The sequence below is a fragment of the Aeromicrobium sp. Leaf289 genome (assembly GCF_001423335.1).
In the GTDB taxonomy this organism is placed as follows: Bacteria; Actinomycetota; Actinomycetes; order Propionibacteriales; family Nocardioidaceae; genus Aeromicrobium.
On record NZ_LMNK01000002.1, the window covers coordinates 1178318 to 1204875 of the forward strand.

The window sequence follows — 26558 nt, forward strand, 5'->3', positions numbered from 1 at the left end:
CCTGAGCGTCCTGCTCCCGGCGGCCCTCCTCGCGCCGACGAGTGCTGCGGCGGCCGAGGTCTCACTCGCCGCGACGGTGAAGGAGTCGACTCCGACGCGGCTCGCGATCGACGTCGCGGGCGAGGGGTACTCGCGCGAGGCGCCGGGCATCTACGTCGGCATCGCGCCCCGCGGTGGTGCGAGCGTGGTCGACGCGAGCGCCTACGTCCACACGGAGTTCGTCCGTCCGGTCCAGATCGGTGACGGGGGTCGCTTCTCCCAGACGCTCGAGCTCGGCGCCGACGAGATCGCGCGGCTCGACGCCTCGAAGACGTACGCCGTCTACACGTTCAAGGCGCACGGCCAGGCGGCGTCCGACCCGTCGCAGAACGCCGAGGTCCCCGTCGACCTCGACTTCACGACCCTCGTCGAGACCGAGGAGCCCGCCGAGCCGGAGACGCCGGCCGAGCCGGAGACGCCGGCCGAGCCGGAGACGCCGGCCGAGCCGGAGACGCCGACCGAGCCGGAGACGCCGACCGAGCCGGTCGAGCCCGAGGAGCCCGAGGCGCCTGCGCCGTCGGTGTCGGTGTCGCGGTCGGAGTTCTCGGCCGAGGGTGCGGCGACGGTGACGGTGGAGGGCAGGAACTTCGATCCTGCGTCGGCGACCGCTGGCGGGCAAGCCTGCTGGCGCCTACGTGGTGGTGGGCAAGTTCGCCGACGTGTGGCAGCCGTCCAAGGGTGCGGGATCCTCGACGCGGGTGAACTCGTCGCAGAAGTGGGCGGTCTCGGCGGCCGACATGGGGGCGATCGGTGGTGCCGGAGGCGGTGCGGTCGAGCTGCGTCCCGACGGGTCGTTCACGGCGGAGCTGACGGTCGACAAGGCTGCGCTGGACGCCAAGGCCACGGCCGAGTCGTTGAGGAACTACGGGATCTACACGTACGCGGGCTCGGGTGCGTCCGTCGCGGCCTACGAGACCGCCACCCCGATCACGTTCACCCGACGCTCGGCGTGGAGGTCGTCGAGCAGGTCGAGGGCAGCCTGAAGGTCGACGTCGAGGGCTTCGGCTACGCCACGACGGGGCCGGGCGTGTACCTCGGCATCTCCGAGTCCGGGGGCGCCAGCCCCACGGACGTCGGCGCCTACCGGGGTGCGGTCCTCGTCCCGAGCACGACCATGGGCGTGGGGGGCACCTTCACGCGGACGCTGACCCTCGACGCCGACGACATCGAGACGCTCGACCCCACGAAGCAGTACTCGGTGTACTCGCTGAAGGCGCACGGGCAGGCGGCCACCGATCCGTCCCAGACGGTCGAGGCGCCCCTCGACATCGACGTCGCCGTCCTCAAGCCTGCGTCCGAGCCTCAGGGTGCGCAGCTGGAGGTGAAGGTCGTCGAGCAGAAGAAGGGCAGCCTGAAGGTCGAGCTCGCGGGCTCCGGCTACGCGACGACCTCCCCGGGCGTCTACGTCGGGATCTCCGAGTCCGGTGGCGCCAGCGCCACGGACGCCGGTGCCTACCGCGGCGCGATCTGGGTCCAGGCCTCCTCCATGGGCGAGGGCGGCACGTTCGAGCGGACGATCGAGCTCGACGCAGCCGCGATCGCGACCCTCGACCCGACCGAGGACTACTCGGTCTACTCGCTCAAGGCGCACGGCGTGCCCGACCCCGGCGCGACGCAGAGCGTCGAGAAGGCGATCGACCTCGACGTCGCGCTGCTGCAGGGCGACGACGAGCCGGTCGATCCTGGGCCGAACGGTCCGACGCTGGACGTGTCGGTGGCGGAGCAGAGGAAGGGCAGCCTGAAGGTCGCCGTGAAGGGTTCCGGATACGCGGTCGCCTCGCCCGGTGTCTACGTCGCGATCGCTCCGGTCGGTGGTGGGAGCACCTCCGACGCGAGTGCGTACGTCGGCACGGAGTGGGTGCAGCACACGCAGATGGGTGCGGGTGGCACGTTCACGGTGACGTTGGCCCCGTCGGCCTCGGAGATCGCGACGCTGGACCCGACGAAGGAGTACGCGGTCTACTCGTTGAAGGCGCATGGTCAGGCTGCGTCCGACCCGTCGCAGACGGTGGAGGTGCCGATCGACCTCGACGTCGCCCTCCTGAAGGGCGGCGTCGTGACCCCGCCGACGCCGACCGACCCCGACCCCGGCACCGGTCCTGGTGCCGGCCCGGGTGCAGGGGGCGGGGTCGACGCGCCGAGGACGAGCGGGTCGCTGCGCTGGGGCGTGAAGGCAGCGTTCCGCAGCTACGTGACCGGCCCCATCGCCAACGGCCGGGTCTCGGTGTCGCGGGGGGCCTCGGCCTCGGGCGGGAGCTACCGCTTCTTCCAGAAGTCGACCGCCGCGTCCGGAGCCGATGCTCGTGGTGCGACGCGCTACGGCGGCACCGTGCGCTTCACGGGTCACGCCGGTGCGCTGGACCTGTCCGTCACCGACCCCACGGTCACCGTCCGTGCAGGCCGGGTCGGGACCCTCTCGGCCGTGATGGCGGGCCGGCGCATCGACGTCGGATCGGTCGACCTGGCGCGCGCCTCGAGGACGACGAAGGCCGGAGCGGTCACGTACTCGGGTGCGCCCGTGCGCCTCACCGCCGCCGGTGCCCGCGCCTTCCAGGGGTTCTACTCCGCCGGTGAGGCGATGGACCCGGTGACGTTCACGATCGGCAGCGACGGAGGTGCGGCGTCCGGTGGTGGCACCGTGGCCGCTGCCGTGAGCACGACCGGGTTCGTCCCTCCGGCGTCCCCGCCGGCCTCGACGGGCGTCACGCTCGACCTCGCCGACGGCGACACGGTCCGCGCAGGCGACCGCCTGACGGCGAGCGCGTCCGGGTTCCGGCCCGGGGAGACCGACATCGCCGTCGTGGTCTACTCCACGCCGGTCGTGCTGGAGCGCTCGCTCAGCGCCGACGCGCAGGGCCGCGCCAGGTGGAGCGGCGTCCTGCCGGGTGATCTCGAGCCCGGGGAGCACACCCTGACCTTCCAGGGCTCGATCAGCCGCGGGGCCGTGTTCACCGTGGCCGACGACGAGGAGGCCGAGCGGTGCGAGGTGGCCGACGCCACCCTCACCTGGGGCGTGAAGGAGTCTTTCCGGTCCTACGTGTCCGGGTCCATCGCGAACGGCGACTGGACCACGTCGGGCGACGCGTCCTACGAGACGCCCGAGTTCGACTTCTCGGGCGGCTCCGGCTCGTTCGACGCCGCCACGACCGAGGGTGACGTGGCCTTCGACGGCGCGATCCGCTTCACGGGCCACTCCGGTGCGCTGGAGGTCGTGCTCGAGGACCCGGTGGTCCGGTTCACCGACGCCGACACCGCGGTGCTTCTGCTCGACGTGACCGCAGGCGACCGCGCGGCGGCCGAGGCCGGCGGCGACGCAGCTCCCACGACGACCGAGGACGTGCCGTTCGTGGAGCTCGACCTGTCCGGGGCCGAGGTCGAGCGCTCCGACGACGGGACCGGGTACACCGTGACCGACGCACCCGCGGTGCTCACCGAGCAGGGACACGGGGTCTTCGGCACCTACGAGGCGGGCACGGCCTTCGACCCGATCGACCTCACCGTCACCACGGCCGCGGACTGTGCCGGGACGGCGGGCGAGGCGTCCGTGGCCCCGGCGGACACCACCGAGGCGGCGGGCCTCGCCGGCACCACGTCCGACAGCGGGGTCCCGGCGTGGTGGGTCGCCGTGGCCGCGGCGCTCGCGCTCGTCGTCGGCTTCGGCATGGCGAGCCTGCGCCGTCGCTCGGGCGGTCTGCGGTGACCGCGACCGTCCGAGGCCGCGGTGCGCGGACGGCTGCCAGGGCGCCCCGCGCCATCCTCGCGCCGGTGGTGGTGGCGCTCGCGCTGTCCGCCGGGTGCGCGGGACCGGGAGTGGCCGACTCCGAGGGCGCGGCAGGCGCGGCCGGCACGGTCCCGCTCGCGCAGGTCCAGCCCGTCGACGACCCGAAGGGCTGGCAGGGACCGAGCACGGCCGTCCTCGCCGACCGCACCGTCGAACCGGTAGTCGAGGACCCCGAGCAGACCCTGCCTGCCACGGTGGTCTCCCACGACCGCGCCGGTGAGCGCGAGGTCGAGGTGACCGACACCGACCGGGTGCTCGCCCTCGACATCTCCGGCACGCTCGCGGCGACGGTCTGGGGCCTGGGTCTCGGGGACCGGCTCGTCGGGCGTGACGTCTCGACGACCTTCCCCGGCACCGAGGACCTGCCCGTCGTCACGAGCGACGGCCACTCCCTCAACGCGGAGGCGGTGCTGCGGTCGCGTCCCACCCTCGTCGTCACCGACGGGTCGATCGGCCCGCGCGACGTCGTGGAGCAGCTCCGCGATGCCGGGGTCACCGTCGTCTTCGTGGAGAACCAGGCGTCCTTCGACGGTGCCCAGGACCTCGCCCGCGACGTGGCCGCCGCGCTCGGCGTCCCCGCCGCCGGTGAGCGGCTAGCCGAGCGCATCGCTGCGCAGCTCGACGACGTCCGCGCCCAGGTCGACCGGCTCGCCCCGGCCGCCGCCGAGGACCGGCTGTCGATGGTCTTCCTCTACCTGCGCGGCTCGGCCGGCGTCTACTACCTGCTCGGTGAGGACTCCGGCGCGGGGGACCTGGTGCGGGGACTCGGCGGCGTCGACGTCGCCGCCGAGCTCGGCTGGAAGGACATGCAGCCCCTCACCGACGAGGCGGTCCTCGCGGCCGATCCCGACCTGGTGATCGTGATGTCGCACGGGCTCGAGTCGGTCGGAGGCGTCGACGCGCTCCTCGCCGACAAGACGACGCTCGCGCTCACCGCCGCCGGACGGAACCGACGCTTCGTGGACATGGCCGACGGCGACGTGCTGTCGTTCGGTCCGCGGTCGGCCGGCGTCCTCGACGCGCTGGCCCGCGCCGTGTACGCACCGCGTGGCCCGGCATGAGCGGCACCGGATGACCGCCACGGACGTGCGTGTACGGACTCGTGCGCCGGTGGGGACGGCGCCGCGCAGGCGGGCTGCGGCCGTGGTCGGTGCCCTGGTCGCGGCGCTGCTCGTCGGCGTCGTGGTCTCGGCCCTCGTCGGACAGCTCGACGTCTCCGCCCGTGCGGTCGTCGGGACCGTCCTCGACGGCGTCGGTGTGCGCACGTCGTGGCGTCCGGACGAGGACCTCCTCGTCGACGCGCTCTGGTACGTCCGGTTCCCCCGGGTCGCCATGTGCGTGGTCGTCGGAGCGGCGCTCGCGGTGGCGGGGGCGATGATGCAGGCCGTCTTCGGCAACCCGCTGGCCGAGCCCGGGGTCGTGGGTGTCTCGGCAGGAGCCGCCCTCGGGGCCGCCGTGGCGATCGCGACGGGGATCACCGTCGGTGGGGGATGGGCGGTGGCGCTGCTCGCCTTCCTGGGTGGCCTCGCGGCGACGGTCTTCGTGTACACGACGGCGCGGAGCGCAGGACGCACGGAGGTGGTGACGCTGCTGCTGACCGGCATCGCCGTGAACGCCTTCGCGGGTGCGGGACTCGCGCTCGTGCTCTTCGCCGGCGACACCGGCTCGCGCGAGCAGATCGTGTTCTGGCAGCTCGGCTCGATGAACGGGTCCCGCTGGTCGGAGGTGCTCGTGGTGGCCGTCGTGACGGTGCCCGGCGTGCTGTTCGCCCTCGCCGCGGCCCGCCGCTACGACCTGCTCGCGCTCGGCGAGCGCTCGGCCTCCCACCTCGGTGTGCGCGTGGAGCGACTCAGGATCGTCTCCATCGCGGTCATGGCGCTGCTGACCGGGGTGGCCGTGGCCTTCACGGGGATCATCGCGTTCGTCGGGCTCGTCGTGCCGCACGCGCTGCGGATGGTCCTGGGCCCGGCCCACCGGGCTCTGCTCCTCGGGAGCGTCCTCGCCGGTGCCGTGCTCCTGGTCTGGGCCGACGTGCTGGCGAGGACGCTCGTGACCGGGGCCGACCTGCCGATCGGGTTGCTGACGTCGGTCGTCGGGGGTCCGTTCTTCCTGCACCTCGTGCGGCGCGCCCGCACGCGCGCCGGGGGCTGGGCATGACGGCCGACGCGGTCGTGTCCGTGCGGGGGGTCTCCTGCCGCCTGGGTGGGCGCGAGGTGCTCCACGACGTCGACCTCGACGTGCGTGCCGGCACGCTCGTGGTGGTCGTCGGACCCAACGGCGCGGGGAAGTCCACGCTGCTCTCGGTGGTCTCGGGCGACCTCCCGGCCACCGCGGGGACCGTGGCGCTCGACGGCCGGCCCCTGTCCGACTGGACCCCCGCCGAGCTCGCGCGACGGCGCGCGGTCCTCGGCCAGTCCCACGACGTGAGCTTCGGCTTCACGGTGGCCGAGGTCGTCGCGATGGGGCGCTATCCGTGGACGTCTCGCGACGACGTGGCGGCCGACGCCGACCTGGTCGCCTGGGCGCTCGAGCGCACGGACACCGTGCACCTGGCCGGGCGGTCGTTCCGCCAGCTCTCGGGAGGCGAGCGCGCCCGTGTCTCGCTGGCCCGGGTCCTCGCACAGGACACCGACCTGGTGCTGCTCGACGAGCCGACGGCGGCCCTCGACCTCCGGCACCAGGAGGAGGTGCTCGTGCTGGCCCGTCGGCTGGCCCGGGCCGGACGCACCGTGGTCGTCGTGGCGCACGACCTCTCCCTCGCCTCGGCCCATGCCGACGAGCTGGTGGTGGTGGCCGAGGGCACGGTCGCGGCCCACGGCACGCCGGCCGAGGTCCTGACGGCCGACCTGGTCGGTCGGACCTACGGACTCCCGGTGGAGGTCCACCGGGTGGGGGACCGGCTCGCCGTCGTGCCGACCGGGGCCACGACGCGTCCAGATGGTGACATTCCGTCACCACGATCATGACAACGTGTCACGATAGATCCCGACGAAAGGGCTCCCCATGACGATCGCCGAACCCGACACCTCCTCGCTCTCGCGCCTCCTGCGCGAGGGCTCCCGGGCCGAGCACCAGGCCGCCGAGGGCTCGTCGTTCATGACCGAGCTCCTCGCGGGCCGGGTGAACGCCCGCGGGTACGCCGACTACCTGGCACGCCTGCGTCGGGTCTACGACGCGCTCGAGTCCCTCGGCCGCGCCCTCGCGGGCGACCCCGTCGCCGACGCGGTGCTCGATCCGGCGCTCGAGCGCACACCCTCGATCGACGCGGACCAGGCCCACTGGGGCGTCGGCCACGCGGCGACGCCGGCCACCGACGCGTACGTGGCACGCATCGAGAGCATCGCCGCCTCGCCGGCCCGGTTCGTGGCTCACCACTACACCCGCTACCTCGGCGACCTCTCCGGCGGCCGCATCATCGGACGGCTCCTGGAGCAGACCTTCGAGCGGCCGGACGGTCTCGCGTTCTACGCCTTCCCCGGCATCCCGAAGCCCAAGCCCTACAAGGACGCCTACCGCGCTCGGCTCGACGGCCTCGACCTGACGGCGGAGGAGAAGCTCGCCGTGCTGACCGAGGTCAAGACGGTCTTCGGGCTGAACGGCGCGCTCTTCGAGGAGCTCACCGCCGACCTCGACGCCTACCGACGCTGAGGCGCGTCGCCGAGGACGCGCTCGGTCTCAGGCGTGGTGCTCCTGGGTGCAGCACTTGACGCTGCCGCCGGCCTTGAGCAGCTCGCTCACGTCCACGGGGACGGGCGCGTAGCCGTGGTCGGCCACCTGGCTCGCGAGGCGGGTGGCCTGGGACGGCAGGACCACGTGGTGGCCGTCGCTCACCGCGTTGAGGCCCAGGACCAGGGCGTCGGCCTCGCTGCACTCGATGGCGTCGGGGAACAGCTGACGCAGGGTCCGGCGGCTGTGGGGCGAGAAGGCCGAGGGCAGGTAGGCGATGTCGGCCGGAGCCTCGCCGTTCCCGTCGTCGAGCACCGCGAGGGCGGTGTCGAGGTGGTAGAACCGCGGGTCGACCAGCTCCAGGCTCACGACGGGCCGGTCGAGTGCGGCGGCCGCCTCCACGTGGGCGTGCAGACTCGTGCGGAAGCCGGTGCCGGCGAGGATCATGGAGGCGAGCACCAGGAAGTCGCCCTCGCCCTCGTTGGTGTGGGTCGGCTCGACGACCTCGATGCCCTGTTCCCTCAGCAGTCCGGCGTGCAGGACGGCCTCGGCCTGGCGCTCGACGTGGCGGAACCGGGCGCCGTAGGCGCGTCCGTCGACGACCAGGGCGCCGTTGGCGGCGAACACCATGTCGGGCAGGCCGGCGGCAGGCTCCAGCAGGTCCACGCGGTGCCCGAGTGCGCGGTACGTCTCGACGAGCGCCTGCCACTGCGCCACGGCGCGGTCGCGGTCGACGTGGATGCCCGGCTGCATCCACGCGTTGATCGCGTAGGTGACGTCGAAGTGGGTGGGTGCGCACATCAGGTACGAGCGGACGCGGGCGGTGCGCGCGGTGACGCGGTCGAGCGTCGTGCGAGTGGGGGTGCGGGTGTCGAGCACGGTCACGAGGGCCTCCTGCGGTGGTCGACGGTGCGTGTTCACGCAACGAATCAAGCCTAGCCGCGGCTCCTCGCGAACGAGGACTTCGAAACTGCACGTCGGCACGCAGGAATCCGACGAATCCAGCCCGGATGCGGCGATCTGTTGCACGATGAGGGCATGGACGACCTCGATCGCCGCATCATCGACCACCTCGTGCGCGACGGACGAGCGGGATACGCCCGCATCGCCGCCGACGTGGGGCTCTCGGCACCCGCGGTGAAGCGCCGCATGGACCGCCTCGTCGACGACGGCGTGATCAAGGGCTTCACCGCCGTCGTGGACCCCGACCTGATGGGATGGTCGGTCGAGGCGTACGTGGAGGTGCACTGCCGGGGCACGATCACGCCCGAGGCGCTCGGCGAGGCGTTCGCGAAGGTGCCGGAGGTCCACGCGGCCGCCACGGTGTCGGGCCAGGCCGACGCGATGCTGCGCATCGTCGCGCGGGACGTCCGCGACCTCGAGCGGGCGCTCGAACGGGTCCGCATGGAGGTCGACAACGTCGACCACACCGACACCGCGATCGTGCTCTCCAGGCTGATCGACCGCTACACCGGTTGAGGGGCGGCCGATCAGGCGGGTGGGGCGACGCCGAGCAGGCACACCTCGTTGCCCGACGCGTCGGCGCACACCGTCCACGGCAGTCCTGGTGCGGGCTGGGGGAGGACGGTGCCGCCGTGGTCGCGGACGAGGTCGAGGGGGGTGGCGTCGTCGGGACCGGGCCGCACGTCGAGGTGCAGCCTCGACTTCCCGCGGCGGGGTCCAGGCTCCGGGCACAGCTCCAGCAGCGGCCCCGCGCCCGACGGGTGGGCCAGGGCGTGGGGGTCGGCCGTGGGCGCCCACCCGGTGACCGCGGCCCAGAAGCGCGCCTCCCGGTCGGGGTCGGCGCAGTCGAGGGGGAGCGCAGCGACCGGGCCGGAGCCGGCGCGGTAGGCGGGGCGGTCCTCCATGACGCAGAACGCGTTGCCGTCGGGGTCCGCGAGCACCACCCAGGGGACGTCGCCCTGACCGATGTCGACGCGGCGGGCGCCCAGCCCCACGAGACGCTCGGCGACAGCGTGCTGCTGCTCGGCGCCCCGCAGGTCGAGGTGGAGCCGCTGGGGGACGTCGGCGGGCGTCGAGGCGGGCGGGAAGCAGAGGTCGAGGAACACCTCCGGCGCGAGGTGCAGGCGCGCCTCGAGGCCGTCGTCGTCCTCGGTCAGCACGTCGGCGCCGAGGGCCTCGGCCCAGAAGTGGCCGAGCGCGCGCGGATCGGGCGAGTCCCAGACGATGTTCTCGAGCCGCATGGCGCCATCCTGCCCGAGGTGCGGCACCGGGACCCGATTTGAACGAAGGGCCCCCGCCGACGTAGACTTCCCTGTCGGCCTGATTCGGGCGTCACGACCCCCTGCCCTCGGAGGTTCAGTCCTCGGGGTTCGGTCCTCGCGGTTCGCGCCGCGTGGAACGGCTCCTCGGAGTCGAGGGTGCCGTCGCGTGCGTCGGCCGACACAGACGATCAAACCGAGAAGCTGAGGTCCATGGCGAAAAAAGAAGGCGTCATCGAGATGGAGGGTGCTGTCGTCGAGGCACTCCCGAACGCGATGTTCCGGGTCGAGCTGGCCAACGGCCACAAGGTCCTGGCGCACATCAGCGGCAAGATGCGCCAGCACTACATCCGCATCCTCCCCGAGGATCGGGTCGTGGTGGAGCTGTCGCCGTACGACCTCAGCCGTGGACGGATCGTCTACCGCTACAAGTGACCCCGGCCCAGGCCGGAGCACGAGACAACTGCACACCGATACACGTTCAGACTGAAGAAGAGAGAGCTTCTCGATGAAGGTCAACCCGAGCGTGAAGAAGATCTGTGACAAGTGCAAGGTGATCCGTCGCCACGGCCGCGTCATGGTGATCTGCGAGAACCCCCGGCACAAGCAGCGCCAGGGCTGATCGCACTTCTTCACCGCGACACACTGAACATCTGATGGCTCCCGCGCCTCCTCCCACGAGGCGGACGCGGGTCACCCCCGGCGCAGAGGCCGGGGCCCGGCTCAGGAACCCACCATGGGAGTCCTGGAGGCAGCCGGGACGCCCCAGGTGACGACACCTCTGCCGAACCGGAAGGAACTGCCACCATGGCACGCCTCGTCGGAGTCGATCTCCCGCGCGACAAGCGCATCGAGATCGCACTCACCTACATCTTCGGCGTCGGGCGCACCCGCGCCGCCGACACCCTCGCCGCCACCGGCATCAGCCCGGACGTCCGCGTCCACGAGCTGAACGACGACCAGCTCGTCGCGCTGCGTGACCACATCGAGGCCAACTACCAGGTCGAGGGCGACCTGCGCCGTGAGGTCACGGCCGACATCCGTCGCAAGATGGAGATCGGTTCGTACCAGGGCCGTCGCCACCGTGCGCACCTGCCCGTCCGCGGCCAGCGCACCAAGACCAATGCGCGCACCCGCAAGGGCCCGAAGCGCACCGTCGCCGGAAAGAAGAAGTGATCTAGATGCCTCCTAAGAGTGCAGGCGCCAAGAAGGTGCGCCGCAAGGAGAAGAAGAACGTCGTTCAGGGCCAGGCCCACATCAAGAGCACGTTCAACAACACGCACGTGACGATCACCGACCCCAGTGGTGGAGTGATCGCGTGGGCCTCCGGCGGAACCGTCGGCTTCAAGGGCTCGCGCAAGTCCACGCCCTTCGCGGCGGGCATGGCGGCCGAGGCCGCCGGTCGCCAGGCGATGGAGCACGGGATGAAGAAGGTCGACGTCTTCGTGAAGGGCCCGGGTTCGGGCCGCGAGACGGCGATCCGGTCGCTGAGCGGCGTCGGCCTCGAGGTCGGCACCATCTCCGACGTGACCCCCAGCCCCCACAACGGCTGCCGTCCCCCCAAGCACCGTCGTCTCTGATCCCCGCGATCAGAGTCCGCGAAGAATCCAGGAGTTAGATCATGGCCCGTTACACCGGACCTCTCACCAAGAAGTCGCGCCGTCTCGGCGTCGACCTCGTCGGTGGCGACGCCGCGTTCGAGCGTCGTCCCTACCCCCCGGGCATGCACGGTCGTGCCCGCATCAAGGAGTCGGAGTACCGCACCCAGCTGCAGGAGAAGCAGAAGGCGCGCTACACCTACGGCGTCCTCGAGAAGCAGTTCCGCAAGTACTACGAGAACGCGCACCGCAAGCCCGGCAAGACCGGTGACAACCTGCTGAGCCTGCTCGAGAGCCGGCTCGACAACGTCGTCTACCGTGCCGGCCTGGCCCGTACCCGTCGCCACGCGCGCCAGCTCGTGACGCACGGACACTTCATCGTCAACGGCGTGAAGACGAACATCCCGTCCTTCCAGGTCAGCAAGCACGACATCATCGACGTCAAGCCCAAGAGCCTGGAGACGACGCCGTTCATCGTCGCCCGTGAGACGCACGACAAGGACACCGTTCCCGGCTGGCTCGACGTCGATCCCGATCGTGGTCGGATCCTGGTGCACCAGCGCCCGGTCCGCGAGCAGATCACCGTCCCCATCCAGGAGCAGCTGATCGTGGAGTTCTACTCCAAGATCTGATCGCCCCCGTTCCACTGAGCCGGTCCTTCAAATAGCGGGAGGACCGGAAAGGAAGTTCCATGCTCATCGCACAGCGCCCCGTCCTGACCGAAGAGGTCGTCGCCGACAACCGTTCGCGGTTCGTCATCGAGCCTCTCGAGCCCGGCTTCGGCTACACCCTCGGCAACTCGCTGCGCCGCACGCTCCTCAGCTCCATCCCGGGCGCGTCGGTCACGTCGATCAAGATCGACGGCATCCAGCACGAGTTCTCCACCGTCCCCGGTGTCACCGAGGACGTCACCGAGATCATCCTCAACCTCAAGAACCTGGTCGTCTCCTCCGAGCACGACGAGCCGTTCGTCATGGTCCTGCGCAAGCAGGGTGCCGGTGTGGCCACCGCGGCCGACATCGAGGCCCCCGCGGGCGTCGAGGTCCACAACCCCGACCTGCACATCGCCACGCTGAACGACAAGGCCAGCCTGGAGATCGAGCTCGTCGTGGAGCGTGGCCGTGGCTACGTCTCGGCGGTGCAGAACAAGACCGGCGACGAGGAGATCGGCCGCATGCCGATCGACTCGATCTACAGCCCCGTCCTCAAGGTCACCTACAAGGTCGAGGCCACCCGAGTCGAGCAGCGCACCGACTTCGACAAGCTGATCATCGACGTCGAGACGAAGTCGTCGATGGCGCCGCGTGACGCGATCGCGTCGGCCGGCTCGACCCTGGTCGAGCTGTTCGGCCTGGCTCGTGAGCTCAACGTCGAGGCCGAGGGCATCGACATCGGCCCGTCGCCCGTCGACGAGCAGCTCGCCGCCGACCTCGCCCTGCCGATCGAGGACCTGAACTTCACGGTCCGCTCGTACAACTGCCTCAAGCGCGAGGGCATCCACTCCGTGGGTGAGCTCATCACGCGCTCGGAGCAGGACCTGCTCGACATCCGCAACTTCGGCTCGAAGTCGATCGACGAGGTCAAGGCCAAGCTGGCCGAGATGGGCCTGGCCCTCAAGGACAGCCCGGCCGGGTTCGACCCGTCGGCCGTGCTCGACTCCTACGACGACGACGCCAGCTTCGCCGAGGACGAGCAGTACTGAGCTGCTCGCTCATCGACCTGTTCACTGACCTGGAGACAGACACATGCCCACGCCCACCAAGGGAGCCCGCCTCGGCGGCAGCCCGTCGCACCAGCGCCTGATCCTGGCCAACCTCGCGACGGCTCTGTTCGAGCACGGCCGGATCACCACCACCGAGGCCAAGGCCCGCCGTCTGCGGCCCTACGCCGAGCAGCTCATCACCAAGGCCAAGACCGACACGGTGGCCAACCGCCGCCAGGTCGTCAAGGTCGTGCGTGACAAGAGCGTCCTGCACACCCTGTTCACCGAGATCGGTCCCGCCATGGCGAGCCGTCCCGGCGGCTACACGCGCATCACGAAGATCGGTCCGCGCAAGGGCGACAACGCCCCCATGGCCGTCATCGAGATCGTCGAGGCCAAGGAGTTCGCCGCGCAGGCGACCGCTCCTGCCGCTGCACCCGCCGCGGCTCCGGTCGAGGACGAGACCCCCGCGGTGAACGCGTCCGACGACGCCGAGCAGGTCGAGACCGACGTCGTCGCCGGTGCTCCGGCCACGGAGTCCGAGACCGAGCCGGCCACCTCCGAGGACGTCGAGGCTGCGGCCGAGGCCGTCGACGAGACGAGCACCGACGAGGCTGCGACCTCCGAGGACACCGACAAGGCCTGATCCAGGCCCGTCGACGAACGGCCCCCACCGCGACTGCGGTGGGGGCCGTTCGTGCGTGGACCTGCTGGGCCGGCGGTGCGGGTGCCTCGACGTCAGTGCTCCCCGCGGCGCACGGTCAGCACGCGGAAGCCCTTGCTGCTGGCCGTGCGCTCGGTGGGCCAGCCCTGGTCGGTGAGCCAGCGCTGCAGGCTGTCGGCACCGAGGTTCTTGCCCACCACCAGGCGGGCGTGACCGTCGTCGTTGAGCCGCGCCAGCCAGTGCTGGAGCAGGTCGTGCAGGGCCTGCTTGCCGATGCGGATCGGCGGGTTCGACCACAGGGCGTCGAACCGCAGGTCGGCGGGCACCTCGTCGGGAGCGGCCACGTGCACGCGGTCGGCCGCGCCGGCCGCCGCGGCGTTCAGGCGGGTCAGCTCGCGGGCGCGCTCGTTCACGTCGACCGCCCAGACGGTCGCCGAGGGCGACGCGGCAGCGACCGCACAGCTGATCGGCCCCCACCCGCACCCGAGGTCGAGCACCGTGCCGCTGGGCGGACCCGCCGAGTCGAGCAGGATCCGCGTGGCGTGGTCGAGGTGGTCGGCGGAGAAGACTCCGCCACTCGTGGTGCACGTGAGCGTGTGCTGCCAGGCGTCGAAGTGCACGCTCCGGCGGTCGTCGGCCCCGGAGGGCCGGTCGTCGAAGTAGTGCCCGGTCACGTGCTCATCCTCGCAGCAGGCGTCGGGCAGCACGGTCGGTGCCCGGACGTCGTGGTCAGCAGTGCTGGAACACGTGGCCGCGCGCGCCACGAGGCACCACGTCGCGGTCGCGGAGCGTGATGGGGTGGTCGCCGGCTCGCTGGCGGCAGGCACGCGCGTAGGCCGCCCGACCGTTGTCGGTGTACTCGATCTCGACGACGCCGCGCCCGTAGAGCCGCGTGTAGTCGCCGCACTCGCGGTACACCTCGCACTCCTCGGCCACCGCGAAGTCGAAGCCGAGGGCGCGGCCGTCGATCTCGGGCGTGTTCTTCTGCGCGATCGCCAGCCCTGTCGCGTGGGCGGCGCGGACGAGTCCCTTCGCCGTCGACGTCGTCTGTGCCCGGGTGAGGAGGGAGCGCGAGCGGGTCCAGGCGTCGAGGTTGTCGGCCTCGATCGCGTCGTACCCGGCCTTCGCGCACCCGCGGAACCAGCCGGAGACGATCGAGACGATGGCGGCGCGCTTCGCGGCGGTGCGCTGGTCCAGCAGCACCTCGTCGGGCCAGCCCGGGTCGCGCACGAGGACGCCCTGGCGCTTCAGCAGCAGGGTCGGGTGGTGCTTCTTCCACCAGCCGAGCTGTCCGGGCTGCGTCTGGAAGGCGTTGACGTAGCAGACCGAGTACCGGGTGGGATCGGGCTTCTCGGTGCGGTCGCGCACGACCACGGTGACGTCGGCCGCGGGGCGGTACGCGCCCCCGAGCTGGTAGTCGACGACGGCGTCGCGCGGCAGCGGGACGGGAGCGGTGGCCGACGGTGTCGCCGGCGGGGCGGCGGGCGCGCCCTGTGCCGAGCAGGCAGCCGTCAGGGCGACCACGAGGCAGGCGCCGACGAGGCGGGCACCGACGGGGCGTGGCGCGCGGAGGCGTGTCGTGGCGCGGCGGCGGGGGGAGGTCGGCACCGTCACCACGATACGGGGCCGCGGGCGCCGCCCGGACGCGTTCAGGGGCCCTCGGTGGGCTCGTCGCGACGTCGGCGTGCCTCGTCGGCTCGGGCGGCCAACCGGTCGTCGGACGGGTACACGACCTCCTCGAGCACCAGCCCGTGGGCCGGCATCACCTTCACGCGGGGGTCGCGCTCACCGGTCCGCAGCACGTCGCGCGCCCAGGACGGCTCGTACCGACCCTCGCCGACGGCCACGAGCGCACCCATCAGGGCACGCACCATGGAGTGGCAGAACGCGTCGGCGCGCACCGTGGTGACGAGGAGCCCGTCGCCGGGGGAGCGGGTCGTCGTCAGCTCGAGCAGGGTCCGGATCGTCGTGGCGCCCTCGCGTCGGCGGCAGAACGCGGCGAAGTCGTGCTCCCCGGTCAGCAGCACCCCGGCTGCGTTCATCGCCTCGACGTCGAGCGGCTTCGGCCACGCGACCACGTGCGCCCGGGCCAACGGGTCGAGCCGTCCGGGCTGGTCCTGGAGGCGGTAGGCGTAGCGGCGCTCCACCGCGGCGAACCGCGCGTCGAACCCGTCCGGAGCGGCGGTGACCGCGTGCACGACGACGTCGTCGGGCAGGATCCGGCGGAGCCGACGGGCCAGCTGGTCGGGCTGCACGGTGTCGTCGAGGTCCACGTGGGCCACCTGGCCGCGGGCGTGCACCCCGGCATCGGTGCGGCCCGCGCACGTGAGCGAGGGCCGCTCCTCGAGCCTCAGGACGGTGGCGATCGAGGTCTCGACGGTCTCCTGCACGGTGCGCAGACCGGGCTGGGCGGCCCAGCCCCGGAACCCTGCGCCGTCGTAGGAGAGATCGAGTCGCAGTCGCACGCGGCCACGGTAGTGCCTACGGTGGACCCATGAGGACCGGACCGGTGGTACTGGCGAGCATGGCCCTGCTGGTGGGCGGCTGCTCCGCGGCGCCGGACGAGGACCGTTCCGCACCCGTGGTCGAGAGTGACGCCGTGCCGGCCGCGAGCACCGGGACGCCGCCCATGGCGGTCGTGCTCACCCCAGCGGCGACCTCGGCCTCGCAGGTCGTCACGTGGCGCTCGGTGAAGGCGTGGGGCAACCAGCGCGTCGTCGCGCAGCCGGTCGGTGGCGGCACCCAGGTGCGCGCGGCGGCCCGGCGCAAGGCCGCGACGAGCGTGCGCGACAGCGGCTCGGCCCGCCCGGCGTACACCGCGACGCTGACCGGCCTGGAGCCCGGAACGCGCTACCGCTATCGGGTGGTCAACGACGGTGGCAGCGCGGGCGACTACCACTTCACGACGTCAGCGGCCGAGCTGGAGCCCTGGACGTTCCTCACCCTGGGCGACACCCAGGTGGCCAACGCCGACCGCCCGGCCGCCATCGTCAAGGCCGCGGTGAACCGCTTCCCCTCGGCCAACCTCGTGCTGCACGCCGGCGACGTCGTGAACCACCCGTGGGTCCACCAGGAGTGGGTGGACCTCATGGCCGCGCTCGCCCCGGTGCGGACGAGTCGCAACGTGGTGGCCTCCATCGGCAACCACGAGCAGTGCATCCTCGTGCGGGACTGCCGCTCGGGCGACGCGCAGGGGTTCCGCACCTACTTCTCGTCGCCGTCCAACGGCGTCTCCGGCCAGCGACCCACCTGGTACCGCTTCGACCAGCAGGGCGTCCGCTTCGTGGTGCTCGACTCCTTCGGCTCCGACCTCGCGGCCCAGGCCCGCTTCCTGGACGCACAGCTGCAGGACAACCCGAACCGGTGGAGCGTCGTGCTGCTCCACGCCGGTCCGTTCGCGTCGCGGGCGGACCGCACCAACAGTGCCGTCTTCTCGACGGTCCTGCCCGTCATCGAGAAGCACGACGTCGACCTCGTGCTCAGCGGTCACGACCACGTCTTCAGCAGCGGGTACCGGGGCGACCCCGACAGCACGGTGTTCGCGACCTCGGTGTCCGGCCCCAAGTTCTACGAGATCTCGCGCGCCGACTGGGACCGCCGAGGTGCCACCCGTGCGCGGTGGGCCGAGAGGATCAGCACCTACCAGGTGGTCGACGTCGCCGCGGACACGCTGCGGTTCCGCTCGATCGTCGCGTCCAAGGGCTCGGGCTCGACGCCGTCGATCGCGTACGGCGCGGCCCTCGACGACGTGACGATCACCAAGGACGCCGACGGCGACAAGTCCGTCACCCGACGCTGAGCGCTCAGCCGGCCAGGCGGACGGCGTTGCACGAGGGGCGGCTGAGCATCGTGACGTCCATCGTGCCGATCTTGATCCCGAGCGACGAGAGCAAGGGCGTGAGCAGACCCTCGAGCAGGGGGTTGAGCACCGTCAGGAGGAAGTTCGTCACGGACGAGAGCAGACCACCGAGCAGACCGTTGTTGTCGACCTCGACGGCGAAGTTCACGCTGCTGCTGAAGGTGTGGTTGGCGGGCGTGGGAAGGCCCGCGCCGGCGGGGTAGGTGAAGGTGTGGCTGCCCGCGTTCGTCGCAGCCACCACCTCCTTCAGGTGGAGAGGAAGGTCCTTGCGGGGGTTCAACAGGCTGGCTGCGGTCAGTCGGGCCGACCCCGTGCCTCCGTACCCGACGACGCGCGCTGCCGTGGTCTGCCCGGCGATGGTCACGCTCGCCGGGCCCGTGCACTGCAAGGACGACAGGGTGGCCGTGCCCTCGCCGACGCGGACGCCCATGCTGATCTCGGCGTAGGCGAGGAGCGAGGTCCCCACGGTGGTCTCGAGGTCGACCCGGGCCTGGGCCGTGCGGGCGGTGACCCCGGCCTTGCCGCAGGCGATCTGTGGTGGCTCGACGATGACGATCTGGGCGTTGGCGTTGAGCAGGCCGAGCGGGAGGCTGAGACCGAGCTGGTCGATGCGCAAGGCGTTGGTGCCGTTGGCGGCGACGATGGACGCCCCGACGAGGTCGAGCGCGTTGACCGTCGCCGAGAGGGCGGCGTTGCCGGTGGTGTCGAGTGCGAGGAAGTTGCTCACGTCGGCCCGCAGACCCGTGGCACGCGCTGCGATCGACTCCAGCAGGGTCGCGCTCACGAGGTCGCCCTGCTTGCGGACGACGGAGGCCGCCGCCAGCGTGAACGTCTGCAGGGAGACGTCGAGCGCTGCGAGCTCCTGCGGCGTACCGACGCCGAGGGCGGCCGCGAGGTCGACGAGCGGGACCTGCACGTTCTTGAGGCTCACGAGGCCCGTGTAGCCGACGACGTCGAGGCCGTTGACCTTGATGACGCGGTCGAGGATCGGTCCGATGGCGCTGCCGGACGTGCTGAGCGTGAGCGTCTTGGTGCCGACGGAGAAGCAGACGGCCGCGTCGGACCGTGTCCCGATCGCCGTGCGTGTGGCCGAGCCCGAGTCGTTCCCGATCACGGGGGCGAAGGCGTAGTCCACGGTCGTGGCCGCGGTGATCCGCACGGCGTCGCAGCCGGTGGTCCCGGCGCCGGCGACGAAGGCACCGGTGGAGCTGAGGTGGCCCGGCGTCACGACCAGCGGCGACGACGTGCCGACGCGGCGGCCCTGGCGGGCCAGGCTCGCGTCCGCCGCGGCCTGGAGCGTCGACGTGGTGCAGGTCGGCAGCTTGCGTGCGGCGTCGAGGGCGGCCACGTCGGCGACCGCCTGCATGTCGCGCGCAGCGACGCGCTGCACCCCGAGATCGGTCGCGAACGCGGTGAAGCCGACCACGATGACCATGATGAGCGCGGTCAGGGGAAGGATGGCGCCCCGCTCGTCACGGCGCTGGCGCCTCACGAGCTCACCTCGCTGGTCGTGGTGTAGCCGATGGTGGTGGGGAGGGTGATGCCGAGCCCGGGGAAGGACGGGATCAGCGGGTTGGCGCGGTAGTTGTGGCTGATCGCGATCCGGGCGCACTGCACGGTCGAGCCGGTCGTGCACGCCGTGGTGGAGACGCCGCACGTCCCGACCGTGGCGCCGTTGCGGGTGAGCGTCCCCGCCGAGGTGCAGGTGACGCCGTAGGAGGAGAGCGAGCGGTTGATCGCCGCTCGGGCTCGATCGGCCGGCACGGTCGACCCCGTGGGGGAGACGGAGACGGCCATGGCGCGGGCGCCCTCGGCGGCGGCCTGGCTGATGCCTTGGCGGTAGCTCAGCATCCAGCCGTAGCTGATGACACCGAACAGCAGCGCGACGAAGATCGGCAGCACGAGGGCGAACTCGACCGCAGCAGCACCGTCGTCGCGACGACGGCGCGATCGCCCGTCGTCCGTGCGTGCCTGTCGTGGTCCGACCATCACGATGCTCCCTCGACTCGTGACCTGTCGGCTCCGCCCTGTGCAGGACCGACGCGAAAGCTCCCTCCCCGTCCCGGAACTCCCATCCGGCCGAGGCTTTCGTCCTGAAATCTAGCGTGACGAAAGGCCCCCTGTCCCTGGAATCAGGGAACAGGGGGCTGTGCTGGCCATCCGCCCGTGGCCCGGAACCCCCGCCGGCTGGCCATCCGTCCGCGGCCCGGAACCCCCGCCGGGCGGAAACGAGTGAACCCCCGCCGAGGCGGGGGTTCACTCGCGTGGGTGGGCGTCAGGCCCAGCGCTGCTCCGCGGGCACGAACTCGAGGGTCCGGTCACCGGTGTAGATCTGCTTCGGGCGCGCGATCTTCTGCTCCTTGTCGTCGACCAGCTCGAGCCACTGGGCCAGCCAGCCCGGCGTGCGACCGATCGCGAACAGCACCGTGAACATCTCGGGCGGGAACTGCAGCGCCTCGTAGATGAGGCCGGAGTAGAAGTCGACGTTCGGGTAGAGCTTGCGGGAGACGAAGTACTCGTCCTCCAGCGCGATCTTCTCCAGCTCCTGGGCGATCTCGAGCAGCGGGTTGACGCCGGTCACCTCGAAGACGTCGTCACACGCCTTCTTGATGATCTTGGCGCGCGGGTCGTAGTTCTTGTAGACGCGGTGACCGAAGCCCATGAGCTTCTCGTCGCCGTTCTTCACGCCCTCGATGAACTCCGGGATCTTGTCCTTCGTCCCGATCCGCTTGAGCATGCGCAGCACGGCCTCGTTGGCGCCACCGTGCAGGGGGCCGTAGAGCGCCGCGATGCCGGCCGAGACCGCCGAGTACGGATCGACCTGGCTCGAGCCGACCGAGCGCACCGCGTTGGTCGAGCAGTTCTGCTCGTGGTCGGCGTGCAGGATCAGCAGCACGTCGAGGGCCTTGGCCAGACGCGGGTCCGGGTCGTACTTCGGCTCGCTCATCTTGAACAGCATCGACAGGAAGTTCTCCGTGTAGGAGAGCTCGTTGTCGGGGTAGACGTACGGCTTGCCCTGCGCGTGGCGGAACGACCAGGCGCCGAGCGTCGGCATCTTGGCGATCATGCGCACGATCTGCTCGCGTCGGACGTCGGGGTCGTGGATGGCCCGGGCCTCGGGGTAGAACGTCGAGAGGGCGCCGACGCTCGACAGCAGCATGCCCATGGGGTGCGCGTCGTAGCGGAAGCCCTGCATGAGGCTCTTGAGGTTCTCGTGCACGAACGTGTGGAACGTGATGTCGTGCACCCACTGGTCGTGCTGCTCCTTCGTGGGCAGCTCGCCGTGGATGAGCAGGTACGCGACCTCCAGGAAGGTGGAGGACTCCGCGAGCTGCTCGATCGGGTACCCGCGGTACTCGAGGATGCCCTTCTCGCCGTCGATGAAGGTGACGGCGCTGCGGGTCGACGCGGTGTTGGTGAACCCGGGGTCGTACACGGCGATGCCGGGGTCGTCCTCGGTCTTGCCGATCTTGCCGAGATCGGACGCGCGGACGGTGCCGTCCGTGATCTCGAGCTCGTACTCGTCGCCCGTCCGGTTGTCGCGGACGGTCAAGGTCTGGTCGGTCACGATGGGTCTCCTGTGACGTGCTGAACGGGTCATTGATGTGGCCCCGGACTCATCTCCAACCTAGTGCGGCCTCCCGAGACACGCACGGCTGGGTCTCGAGGAGCGAGCGCCGGGAAGCCTCGACGTCCGGCCACGCCCACCCGTTTTGACCGCGTGCGGCCACGCCGGTTACTCTTGGACGTCGTTGTGCCCTGCGTGCGCGATCGCCTCCCGGCGGTCCTGCGCCGAAGCCCAGGCGGCCTGTGCCCCCGGACTCGACGGCCACGGAGAACGTGTGGTCCGCCCACGGTCCGGACGTGCAGCGACAACGACCCAGATCCAGCTAGTGCCACCCAGAACCACAACGAGAAGGTCACGCCGTGCCTACGTACAGCCCCAAGCCTGCTGACATCAGCCATCAGTGGCACGTCATCGATGCTCAGGACGTCGTCCTGGGCCGTCTTGCCGTGTCGGCCGCGCACCTGCTGCGCGGCAAGCACAAGGCGACCTTCGCCCCGCATGTCGACGGTGGTGACTTCGTCATCATCATCAACGCCGACAAGGTGGCGCTGACCGGCAACAAGCGCACCGACAAGCCTGTCTACCGCCACAGCGGCTACCCGGGCGGGCTCAAGCAGATCGCGTACGGCGACCTGCTCGAGAAGGACGCCCGCAAGGCCATCGAGAAGTCCGTGCGCGGCATGCTGCCGAAGAACCGCCTCGGCGACAAGATCATCAAGAAGCTGAAGGTCTACGCCGGCCCGGAGCACCCGCACGCGCCGCAGCAGCCCCAGCCGTACGAGATCAAGCAGATCTCCCAGTGAGCACCCGAGCAGAAGAGACGAGCACCGTGGCTGACACCACCGAGACCGACGTCCCCACCACCACCGACGGCGTCTACACCTCCGAGACCTCGCCGTCCGCGGAGATCGCGACGAGCAAGTCCCTCGTGGCCCCCGGCGCGGCCACCGGCCGCCGCAAGGAGGCGGTCGCCCGCGTGCGCATCGTCCCCGGCTCCGGCCAGTGGACCGTCAACGGCAAGCCGCTCGAGGACTTCCTCCCGAACAAGCTGCACCAGCAGATCGCCAAGGAGGCCCTGGCGGCCACCGGCCTCGAGGGCAGCTTCGACGTCGTGGCTCGCGTCACCGGCGGCGGGATGACCGGCCAGGCCGGCGCGCTGCGCCTCGGCGTGGCCCGTGCCCTCAACGCCATCGACGAGGAGGTCAACCGTCCGCTGCTGAAGAAGGCCGGACTGCTGACCCGCGACGCTCGCATCAAGGAGCGCAAGAAGGCCGGCCTCAAGAAGGCCCGTAAGGCTCCTCAGTACAGCAAGCGCTGATTCCGTTGGGCCGGATCTTCGGCACCGACGGGGTACGAGGCCTCGCCAACCGCGACCTGACCGCCGAGCTCGCGCTCGACCTGTCGGTCGCGGCGGCACATGTGCTCGGCGAGGCCGGAGCGTTCGCCGACAGCCGGCCCACGGCGGTCGTGGCCCGCGACCCGCGCGCCTCGGGGGAGTTCCTCGAGGCGGCGATCGTCGCGGGGCTCGCCTCGGCCGGTGTCGACGTGCACCGGCTCGGCGTCGTGCCCACCCCGGGCGCTGCCTTCCTCACCGCCGAGCTCGACGCCGACATGGGCGTCATGATCTCCGCGAGCCACAACGCGATGCCCGACAACGGCATCAAGTTCCTCGCGCGCGGCGGGCACAAGCTCGACGACGCGATCGAGATCGCGATCGAGCAGCGCCTGCAGGAGCCCTGGGAGCGCCCGGTCGGGGCCGGCGTCGGACGCATCGGCGACAGCCACGTGGGCGTGAGCTCCTACGTCAAGCACCTGGTGAGCACCGTCCCCGAGCGGCTCGAGGGTCTCAAGGTCGTGCTCGACTGCGCCAACGGCGCCGCCTTCCACGTGGGCCCCACCGCCTTCGCCGAGCTCGGCGCCGAGGTCGTCACCATCCACGACGAGCCCGACGGTCTCAACATCAACGAGGACTGCGGCTCCACCCATCTCGCTGACCTGCAGGCCGCGGTCGTGCGGCACGGCGCCGACGCCGGCTTCGCGTTCGACGGCGACGCCGACCGGTGCCTCGCGGTCGACGCCGAGGGCCGTGTGGTCGACGGCGACCAGATCCTCGCCGTCCTCGCGCTCGCCCGGCAGCAGGCCGGCACGCTCAAGGACGACACGGTGGTGGCCACCGTCATGAGCAACCTCGGCTTCGTGCAGGCGATGGAGGCGGCGGGTCTGCGCGTCCTGCAGACCGCGGTGGGCGACCGCTACGTCCTCGAGGCGATGCGTGCCGGCGGCTTCACGCTCGGTGGCGAGCAGTCGGGCCACGTCATCATGGCCGACCACGCGACGACCGGCGACGGAGTGCTCACCGCGCTGCACCTCGCGGCGCGCATGCGAGCGACGGGTCGGTCGCTGGCCGACCTCGGGTCGGTCATGCAGCGGCTCCCGCAGGTGCTGGTCAACGTCCCCGACGTCGACAAGTCGCGGGTCGACACCGATCCCGTGCTCCAGGGCGAGCTGGTCGCGGCCAACGGTGCCCTCGACGGTCGCGGCCGCATCCTGCTGCGTTCCTCGGGCACCGAGCCGCTGGTGCGCGTCATGGTCGAGGCCCCGTCGCTCGACGAGGCCACGTCGGTGGCCGAGCGACTCGCCGACGTGGTGCGCCACACCCTCGGCGTCTGATCGGCCCGCTCGCGGCGCGGTAGCGTCGGCCCGTGCAGATCCGTCGGGTGGACCTCGCAGACGACGAGCAGTACGCCGCGTTCCACGCGGTCTACGCCCGCAGCCACGCCGAACCCTTCGACGAGCCCTGGGGCATCGCGGAGAAGCGGACCAACCTCACCAGCGACCCCTACGCCGAGCACGTGGTGCTCGCCGGCGTCGTCGACGACGAGGTGGTGGGTGGGGCGTGGGTCTCCTTCCCCCAGCAGGACAACCGGACGCTCGCGTACCTGCACGTCTTCGTCGACCCTGGACGGCGTCGTGCCGGCCTCGGCAGTGCACTGCTGCGGGCCGTCGAGGATCGGGTGAGGGCCGAGGGTCGGGTCAACGCCTTCGCCGAGGCGTCGTGGTCGGTGCACGACGAGGCCGGCGCAGGGTCGGTGTTCGCCGCCCTGCACGGCTATCGCGTCGACCTGCTCGACGCGATCCGCGAGCTGCGCCTCCCGGCCGCGCCGCCTCAGGCGCCGTGGCGTGACGGGTACACCGCGGTCGCGTGGCGTCACTGCCCCGAGGAGTGGGTCGACCAGTACGCCGTGCTCCGCGCGCTCATCCTGGCGGAGGCCCCGTCGGGCGACGTCGGCATCGGGCCGGAGCACTTCGACGCCGCGCGGGTGCGCCACGAGGAGGCGCGGTGGCGCGAGCAGGGCCGTGTCGGACAGACGGTGGCGGCGGTCGCCCCCGACGGCACGCTCGCCGGGCACACCCAGCTCGTGGTGCCGGATCACGGCGAGACCGCCTACCAGTGGGACACCCTCGTGCTCCCGGCCCACCGCGGCCACGGCCTCGGTCTGGCCATGAAGGTGGCGGCCCTGCACGAGGCGGCCGACCTGCTCGAGGGTCGCACGCGCGTCACCACCTGGAACGCGGCCTCGAACACGCCGATGATCGCCGTCAACGAGGCCATCGGGTACCGGCAGGTGGCGTGGGCGGCCGAGCTGGTGAAGGGGCTGGGCGGCTGATCCTCGGCGTCGGTCGGGTCGTCGTCCGGGGCGTCCCGTGCCGTTGCTGCTGCGTCGCTGTGGCTAGGTCTCGACCTGCGGCTGCGTTGCCGTGGATGAGTCTGGACCTGGGCTCCGTTGCTGTGGGTGCGTGTCGACCTGCGGCTGCGTTGCTGTGGGTGCGAGTGGACCTGCGCTCCGAAAGGGCCTCGACCGGCGGGTGGGTCCGGGCTCGGGTGGGCTCTCGGGGCGTGGCCGGGGGTGACGCAGGATTCTGCGTTCGTGGGTGAGGGGGCGAAGGATGCTGCGTTGGTGTCCGGATGCCGTCGTGAACGCAGCATCGTTCGGGCTTCTGCACGCGAAGGCAGAATCCTGCGTTCGCCGGGGCGCCGGTGCGCGGCGGGTGGGCAGAGATTCTTCCTTTGCGTGGGACGGTCCACGAGAAGGGAGAATCCCTGCCCGTGCGGGGCCCTTTTCGTCGCCAGGTTGCTTCCTTCGCGTGGCACGGTCCACGCGAAGGAAGAATCGTGCGCTGATCCCGCGCAGAGGGAGAATCGTGGCCGCGCCCCGCAGGCCCAGCCGATCCGGGACCCCCCGTTCCGGTCGAGGCCCTCTCGGAGACCGCCCCGCCTCGGAGCCACAGCGACGCAGCCGCGGGAGAACGTGGAGCCACAGCGACGCAGCCGCAGGAGAACGCGAAGTCACAGCGACGCAGCCGCAGCCGAGACCCCGGCCGAGACGTCGCAGCAGCAGGGAAGGTCTCGGCCGGGCCGACTCACCCGCAGGACACGACCGGCCGGCCGCCGCACCCGCAGTCCGGCTCGTCCGGCTCACATCTTGCGGAACCGCACCCACTTCACGGAGTGCTCGGCGCTCTTGCGCAGCACCAGGTCGGCGCGGCCGCGGGTGCTCTGGATGTTCTCGCGCAGGTTGGGCCAGTTGATCGTGTCCCACAGCTCCTCGGCGCGGGCTCGCGCCTCGTCGTCGGTGAGGCTGCTGTAGCGGTGGAAGTAGGAGGCGGGGTCGGCGAACGCCGTGCGGCGCAGGGCCAGGAACCGGTCGACGTACCAGCGGCGGATGTCCTTGCTGGAGGCGTCGACGTAGATGGAGAAGTCGAAGTAGTCGCTCACCGACAGCCCGGGTGACCCGTCGCCGCGTTCCTTCGCCGGAGCGAGGACGTTGAGGCCCTCGACGATGACGATGTCGGGCCGCTCCACCACCACCGTCTCGTCGGTGCGGTCGTAGGTGAGGTGGGAGTAGACCGGCGCCGAGACCTGCTCGACGCCGGACTTGACGTCGATGACGAAGCGCAGGAGCGCCTTGCGGTCGTAGGACTCCGGGAAGCCCTTGCGCTGGAGGATGCCCCGACGCTCGAGCTCCTCGTTGGGCCAGAGGAAGCCGTCGGTGGTGACCAGCTGGACGCGCGGGTGGTCCGGTGACTGGGAGAGCAGAGCGCGCAGGAGCCGGGCCGTCGTGGACTTGCCGACGGCCACGGACCCGGCCACGCCGATGACGAACGGGGTGCGCTGGGGCTGCGGCTCCCGCAGGAACGACTCGGTGGCCTCCCAGAGCCGGGTCGCGGCACGCACCCGGAGGCTGATCAGCTCGGTGAGGGGCAGGTAGACCTCGCGCACCTCGTCGATGTCGAGCTCGTCGCCGAGGCCACGCAGACGCTCGACGTCGGCCTCGGTGAGCGGCTGCGGCACGTCGTCGGCGAGGTCGGCCCATGCGGACCTCTCGATCTCGACGTACGGCGAGAGCTCACGAGCCATGGCCTCATCCTGCCGGTAGCGGGAGCCGGCGGGTTCCCTG

General features: G+C 71.5%; 28 protein-coding genes. 19 read left to right on the plus strand and 9 right to left on the minus strand.

The annotated features are described in order from the left end of the window. Positions 1 to 674: 674 nt before the first annotated feature. The 6 genes from ASF37_RS09725 to ASF37_RS09750 all read left to right on the plus strand — a co-directional run bounded on the left by ASF37_RS09725 (position 675) and on the right by ASF37_RS09750 (position 7468). Positions 675 to 1022, plus strand: coding sequence for a hypothetical protein (locus tag ASF37_RS09725; protein WP_156368156.1), 348 nt, complete (start codon positions 675 to 677; stop codon positions 1020 to 1022). Next, positions 989 to 3739, plus strand: a complete 2751-nt coding sequence (locus ASF37_RS09730) for an HtaA domain-containing protein (protein ID WP_056580015.1) — start codon at positions 989 to 991, stop codon at positions 3737 to 3739. The genes ASF37_RS09725 and ASF37_RS09730 overlap by 34 nt, the downstream gene beginning before the upstream one ends. 65 nt (positions 3740 to 3804) lie before the next feature. After that, positions 3805 to 4881: a hemin ABC transporter substrate-binding protein gene (locus ASF37_RS09735; RefSeq protein WP_200914492.1), complete on the plus strand. Its 1077-nt coding sequence runs from the start codon at positions 3805 to 3807 to the stop codon at positions 4879 to 4881. 82 nt (positions 4882 to 4963) lie between these two features. Next, on the plus strand, positions 4964 to 5977 hold the full coding sequence (locus ASF37_RS09740) for an iron ABC transporter permease (RefSeq protein ID WP_056575468.1): 1014 nt from the start codon (positions 4964 to 4966) through the stop codon (positions 5975 to 5977). Then, positions 5974 to 6786 carry a heme ABC transporter ATP-binding protein gene (locus tag ASF37_RS09745; RefSeq protein WP_082480660.1) on the plus strand — a complete coding sequence of 271 codons (813 nt, stop codon included), beginning with the start codon at positions 5974 to 5976 and terminating at the stop codon, positions 6784 to 6786. Before ASF37_RS09740 ends, ASF37_RS09745 begins: the two co-directional genes overlap by 4 nt. A gap of 37 nt (positions 6787 to 6823) precedes the next feature. Then, complete coding sequence (locus tag ASF37_RS09750) at positions 6824 to 7468, plus strand: heme oxygenase (biliverdin-producing) (protein WP_055964348.1); 645 nt, start codon at positions 6824 to 6826, stop codon at positions 7466 to 7468. 27 nt (positions 7469 to 7495) lie between these two features. On the opposite strand, the gene ddaH is transcribed toward ASF37_RS09750, so the two are convergent. Next, on the minus strand, positions 7496 to 8371 hold the full coding sequence (ddaH, locus tag ASF37_RS09755) for a dimethylargininase (RefSeq protein ID WP_235492915.1): 876 nt from the start codon (positions 8369 to 8371) through the stop codon (positions 7496 to 7498). Positions 8372 to 8524: 153 nt separating this feature from the next. Between ddaH and ASF37_RS09760 the strand changes: the two genes are divergently transcribed. Continuing rightward, positions 8525 to 8965, plus strand: a complete 441-nt coding sequence (locus ASF37_RS09760) for an Lrp/AsnC family transcriptional regulator (protein WP_055964351.1) — start codon at positions 8525 to 8527, stop codon at positions 8963 to 8965. An 11-nt stretch (positions 8966 to 8976) separates the two neighbouring features. Here ASF37_RS09760 and ASF37_RS09765 read toward each other — a convergent pair whose 3' ends face one another. Beyond that, positions 8977 to 9690 carry a VOC family protein gene (locus tag ASF37_RS09765; protein WP_056580016.1) on the minus strand — a complete coding sequence of 238 codons (714 nt, stop codon included), beginning with the start codon at positions 9688 to 9690 and terminating at the stop codon, positions 8977 to 8979. A gap of 231 nt (positions 9691 to 9921) precedes the next feature. On the opposite strand from ASF37_RS09765, the gene infA reads away from it, so the two are divergent. The 7 genes from infA to rplQ all read left to right on the plus strand — a co-directional run bounded on the left by infA (position 9922) and on the right by rplQ (position 13654). Beyond that, positions 9922 to 10143, plus strand: a complete 222-nt coding sequence (infA, locus tag ASF37_RS09770; RefSeq protein ID WP_007078610.1) for a translation initiation factor IF-1 — start codon at positions 9922 to 9924, stop codon at positions 10141 to 10143. A 73-nt stretch (positions 10144 to 10216) separates the two neighbouring features. Then, positions 10217 to 10330 (plus strand): 50S ribosomal protein L36, encoded by a 114-nt coding sequence (gene rpmJ, locus ASF37_RS09775; protein ID WP_008361054.1) that lies wholly within the window; start codon positions 10217 to 10219, stop codon positions 10328 to 10330. Positions 10331 to 10515: 185 nt separating this feature from the next. Continuing rightward, positions 10516 to 10884, plus strand: coding sequence for a 30S ribosomal protein S13 (rpsM, locus tag ASF37_RS09780; RefSeq protein ID WP_055964358.1), 369 nt, complete (start codon positions 10516 to 10518; stop codon positions 10882 to 10884). Between the two features lie 5 nt (positions 10885 to 10889). Continuing rightward, positions 10890 to 11288, plus strand: coding sequence for a 30S ribosomal protein S11 (rpsK, locus tag ASF37_RS09785; protein WP_055964362.1), 399 nt, complete (start codon positions 10890 to 10892; stop codon positions 11286 to 11288). A 41-nt stretch (positions 11289 to 11329) separates the two neighbouring features. Then, entirely contained in the window at positions 11330 to 11938 is a 609-nt protein-coding gene (gene rpsD, locus ASF37_RS09790) for a 30S ribosomal protein S4 (RefSeq protein ID WP_055964365.1), read from the plus strand. A gap of 59 nt (positions 11939 to 11997) precedes the next feature. Beyond that, entirely contained in the window at positions 11998 to 13008 is a 1011-nt protein-coding gene (locus ASF37_RS09795) for a DNA-directed RNA polymerase subunit alpha (protein WP_055964368.1), read from the plus strand. 43 nt (positions 13009 to 13051) lie between these two features. Beyond that, a complete protein-coding gene (gene rplQ, locus ASF37_RS09800) occupies positions 13052 to 13654 on the plus strand; it encodes a 50S ribosomal protein L17 (RefSeq protein WP_055964372.1) in 603 nt (200 codons plus the stop codon). A gap of 92 nt (positions 13655 to 13746) precedes the next feature. On the opposite strand, the gene ASF37_RS09805 is transcribed toward rplQ, so the two are convergent. The 3 genes from ASF37_RS09805 to truA are packed head-to-tail and all read right to left on the minus strand — an operon-like array spanning position 13747 to position 16137. Further along, positions 13747 to 14346 carry a class I SAM-dependent methyltransferase gene (locus tag ASF37_RS09805; RefSeq protein WP_156368157.1) on the minus strand — a complete coding sequence of 200 codons (600 nt, stop codon included), beginning with the start codon at positions 14344 to 14346 and terminating at the stop codon, positions 13747 to 13749. Between the two features lie 55 nt (positions 14347 to 14401). Next, a complete protein-coding gene (locus ASF37_RS09810; protein ID WP_056580552.1) occupies positions 14402 to 15280 on the minus strand; it encodes an endo alpha-1,4 polygalactosaminidase in 879 nt (292 codons plus the stop codon). A gap of 41 nt (positions 15281 to 15321) precedes the next feature. Next, positions 15322 to 16137 carry a tRNA pseudouridine(38-40) synthase TruA gene (gene truA / locus ASF37_RS09815; protein ID WP_056580018.1) on the minus strand — a complete coding sequence of 272 codons (816 nt, stop codon included), beginning with the start codon at positions 16135 to 16137 and terminating at the stop codon, positions 15322 to 15324. Positions 16138 to 16166: 29 nt separating this feature from the next. Between truA and ASF37_RS09820 the strand changes: the two genes are divergently transcribed. After that, positions 16167 to 17471 (plus strand): metallophosphoesterase family protein, encoded by a 1305-nt coding sequence (locus tag ASF37_RS09820; protein WP_082506462.1) that lies wholly within the window; start codon positions 16167 to 16169, stop codon positions 17469 to 17471. 4 nt (positions 17472 to 17475) lie between these two features. Here ASF37_RS09820 and ASF37_RS09825 read toward each other — a convergent pair whose 3' ends face one another. From ASF37_RS09825 to ASF37_RS09835, 3 genes are all read right to left on the minus strand, one after another. Continuing rightward, positions 17476 to 19023 (minus strand): pilus assembly protein TadG-related protein, encoded by a 1548-nt coding sequence (locus ASF37_RS09825; RefSeq protein ID WP_056580023.1) that lies wholly within the window; start codon positions 19021 to 19023, stop codon positions 17476 to 17478. Continuing rightward, on the minus strand, positions 19020 to 19520 hold the full coding sequence (locus ASF37_RS09830; RefSeq protein ID WP_056575484.1) for a TadE/TadG family type IV pilus assembly protein: 501 nt from the start codon (positions 19518 to 19520) through the stop codon (positions 19020 to 19022). The genes ASF37_RS09825 and ASF37_RS09830 overlap by 4 nt, the downstream gene beginning before the upstream one ends. Positions 19521 to 19806: 286 nt before the next feature. Beyond that, on the minus strand, positions 19807 to 21132 hold the full coding sequence (locus ASF37_RS09835; protein WP_082480663.1) for a citrate synthase: 1326 nt from the start codon (positions 21130 to 21132) through the stop codon (positions 19807 to 19809). A gap of 326 nt (positions 21133 to 21458) precedes the next feature. Between ASF37_RS09835 and rplM the strand changes: the two genes are divergently transcribed. Genes rplM through ASF37_RS09855 form a run of 4 tightly spaced genes read left to right on the plus strand, consistent with a single transcriptional unit; the run spans position 21459 to position 24767 of the window. Beyond that, positions 21459 to 21902, plus strand: coding sequence for a 50S ribosomal protein L13 (rplM, locus tag ASF37_RS09840; RefSeq protein ID WP_055964390.1), 444 nt, complete (start codon positions 21459 to 21461; stop codon positions 21900 to 21902). A gap of 26 nt (positions 21903 to 21928) precedes the next feature. Further along, positions 21929 to 22417 (plus strand): 30S ribosomal protein S9, encoded by a 489-nt coding sequence (gene rpsI, locus ASF37_RS09845; RefSeq protein ID WP_055964394.1) that lies wholly within the window; start codon positions 21929 to 21931, stop codon positions 22415 to 22417. A 5-nt stretch (positions 22418 to 22422) separates the two neighbouring features. Continuing rightward, positions 22423 to 23769, plus strand: a complete 1347-nt coding sequence (gene glmM, locus ASF37_RS09850) for a phosphoglucosamine mutase (RefSeq protein WP_056580025.1) — start codon at positions 22423 to 22425, stop codon at positions 23767 to 23769. Positions 23770 to 23801: 32 nt separating this feature from the next. Next, entirely contained in the window at positions 23802 to 24767 is a 966-nt protein-coding gene (locus ASF37_RS09855) for a GNAT family N-acetyltransferase (RefSeq protein WP_055964401.1), read from the plus strand. 809 nt (positions 24768 to 25576) lie between these two features. On the opposite strand, the gene coaA is transcribed toward ASF37_RS09855, so the two are convergent. Beyond that, positions 25577 to 26518: a type I pantothenate kinase gene (coaA, locus tag ASF37_RS09860; protein WP_055964404.1), complete on the minus strand. Its 942-nt coding sequence runs from the start codon at positions 26516 to 26518 to the stop codon at positions 25577 to 25579. Positions 26519 to 26558 lie beyond the last annotated feature (40 nt).

Excerpts from the sequence above, each read along its gene's own strand:
- ASF37_RS09745 (WP_082480660.1), top strand. The coding sequence starts at position 5,974 with ATGACGGCCGACGCGGTCGTGTCCGTGCGGGGGGTCTCCTGCCGCCTG.
- ASF37_RS09750 (WP_055964348.1), top strand. The coding sequence starts at position 6,824 with ATGACGATCGCCGAACCCGACACCTCCTCGCTCTCGCGCCTCCTGCGC.
- ASF37_RS09760 (WP_055964351.1), top strand. The coding sequence starts at position 8,525 with ATGGACGACCTCGATCGCCGCATCATCGACCACCTCGTGCGCGACGGA.
- ASF37_RS09765 (WP_056580016.1), bottom strand. The coding sequence starts at position 9,690 with ATGCGGCTCGAGAACATCGTCTGGGACTCGCCCGATCCGCGCGCGCTC.
- infA (WP_007078610.1), top strand. The coding sequence starts at position 9,922 with ATGGCGAAAAAAGAAGGCGTCATCGAGATGGAGGGTGCTGTCGTCGAG.
- rpmJ (WP_008361054.1), top strand. The coding sequence starts at position 10,217 with ATGAAGGTCAACCCGAGCGTGAAGAAGATCTGTGACAAGTGCAAGGTG.
- rpsM (WP_055964358.1), top strand. The coding sequence starts at position 10,516 with ATGGCACGCCTCGTCGGAGTCGATCTCCCGCGCGACAAGCGCATCGAG.
- rpsK (WP_055964362.1), top strand. The coding sequence starts at position 10,890 with ATGCCTCCTAAGAGTGCAGGCGCCAAGAAGGTGCGCCGCAAGGAGAAG.
- rpsD (WP_055964365.1), top strand. The coding sequence starts at position 11,330 with ATGGCCCGTTACACCGGACCTCTCACCAAGAAGTCGCGCCGTCTCGGC.
- ASF37_RS09795 (WP_055964368.1), top strand. The coding sequence starts at position 11,998 with ATGCTCATCGCACAGCGCCCCGTCCTGACCGAAGAGGTCGTCGCCGAC.
- rplQ (WP_055964372.1), top strand. The coding sequence starts at position 13,052 with ATGCCCACGCCCACCAAGGGAGCCCGCCTCGGCGGCAGCCCGTCGCAC.
- ASF37_RS09820 (WP_082506462.1), top strand. The coding sequence starts at position 16,167 with ATGAGGACCGGACCGGTGGTACTGGCGAGCATGGCCCTGCTGGTGGGC.
- ASF37_RS09830 (WP_056575484.1), bottom strand. The coding sequence starts at position 19,520 with ATGGTCGGACCACGACAGGCACGCACGGACGACGGGCGATCGCGCCGT.
- ASF37_RS09835 (WP_082480663.1), bottom strand. The coding sequence starts at position 21,132 with ATGACCCGTTCAGCACGTCACAGGAGACCCATCGTGACCGACCAGACC.
- coaA (WP_055964404.1), bottom strand. The coding sequence starts at position 26,518 with ATGGCTCGTGAGCTCTCGCCGTACGTCGAGATCGAGAGGTCCGCATGG.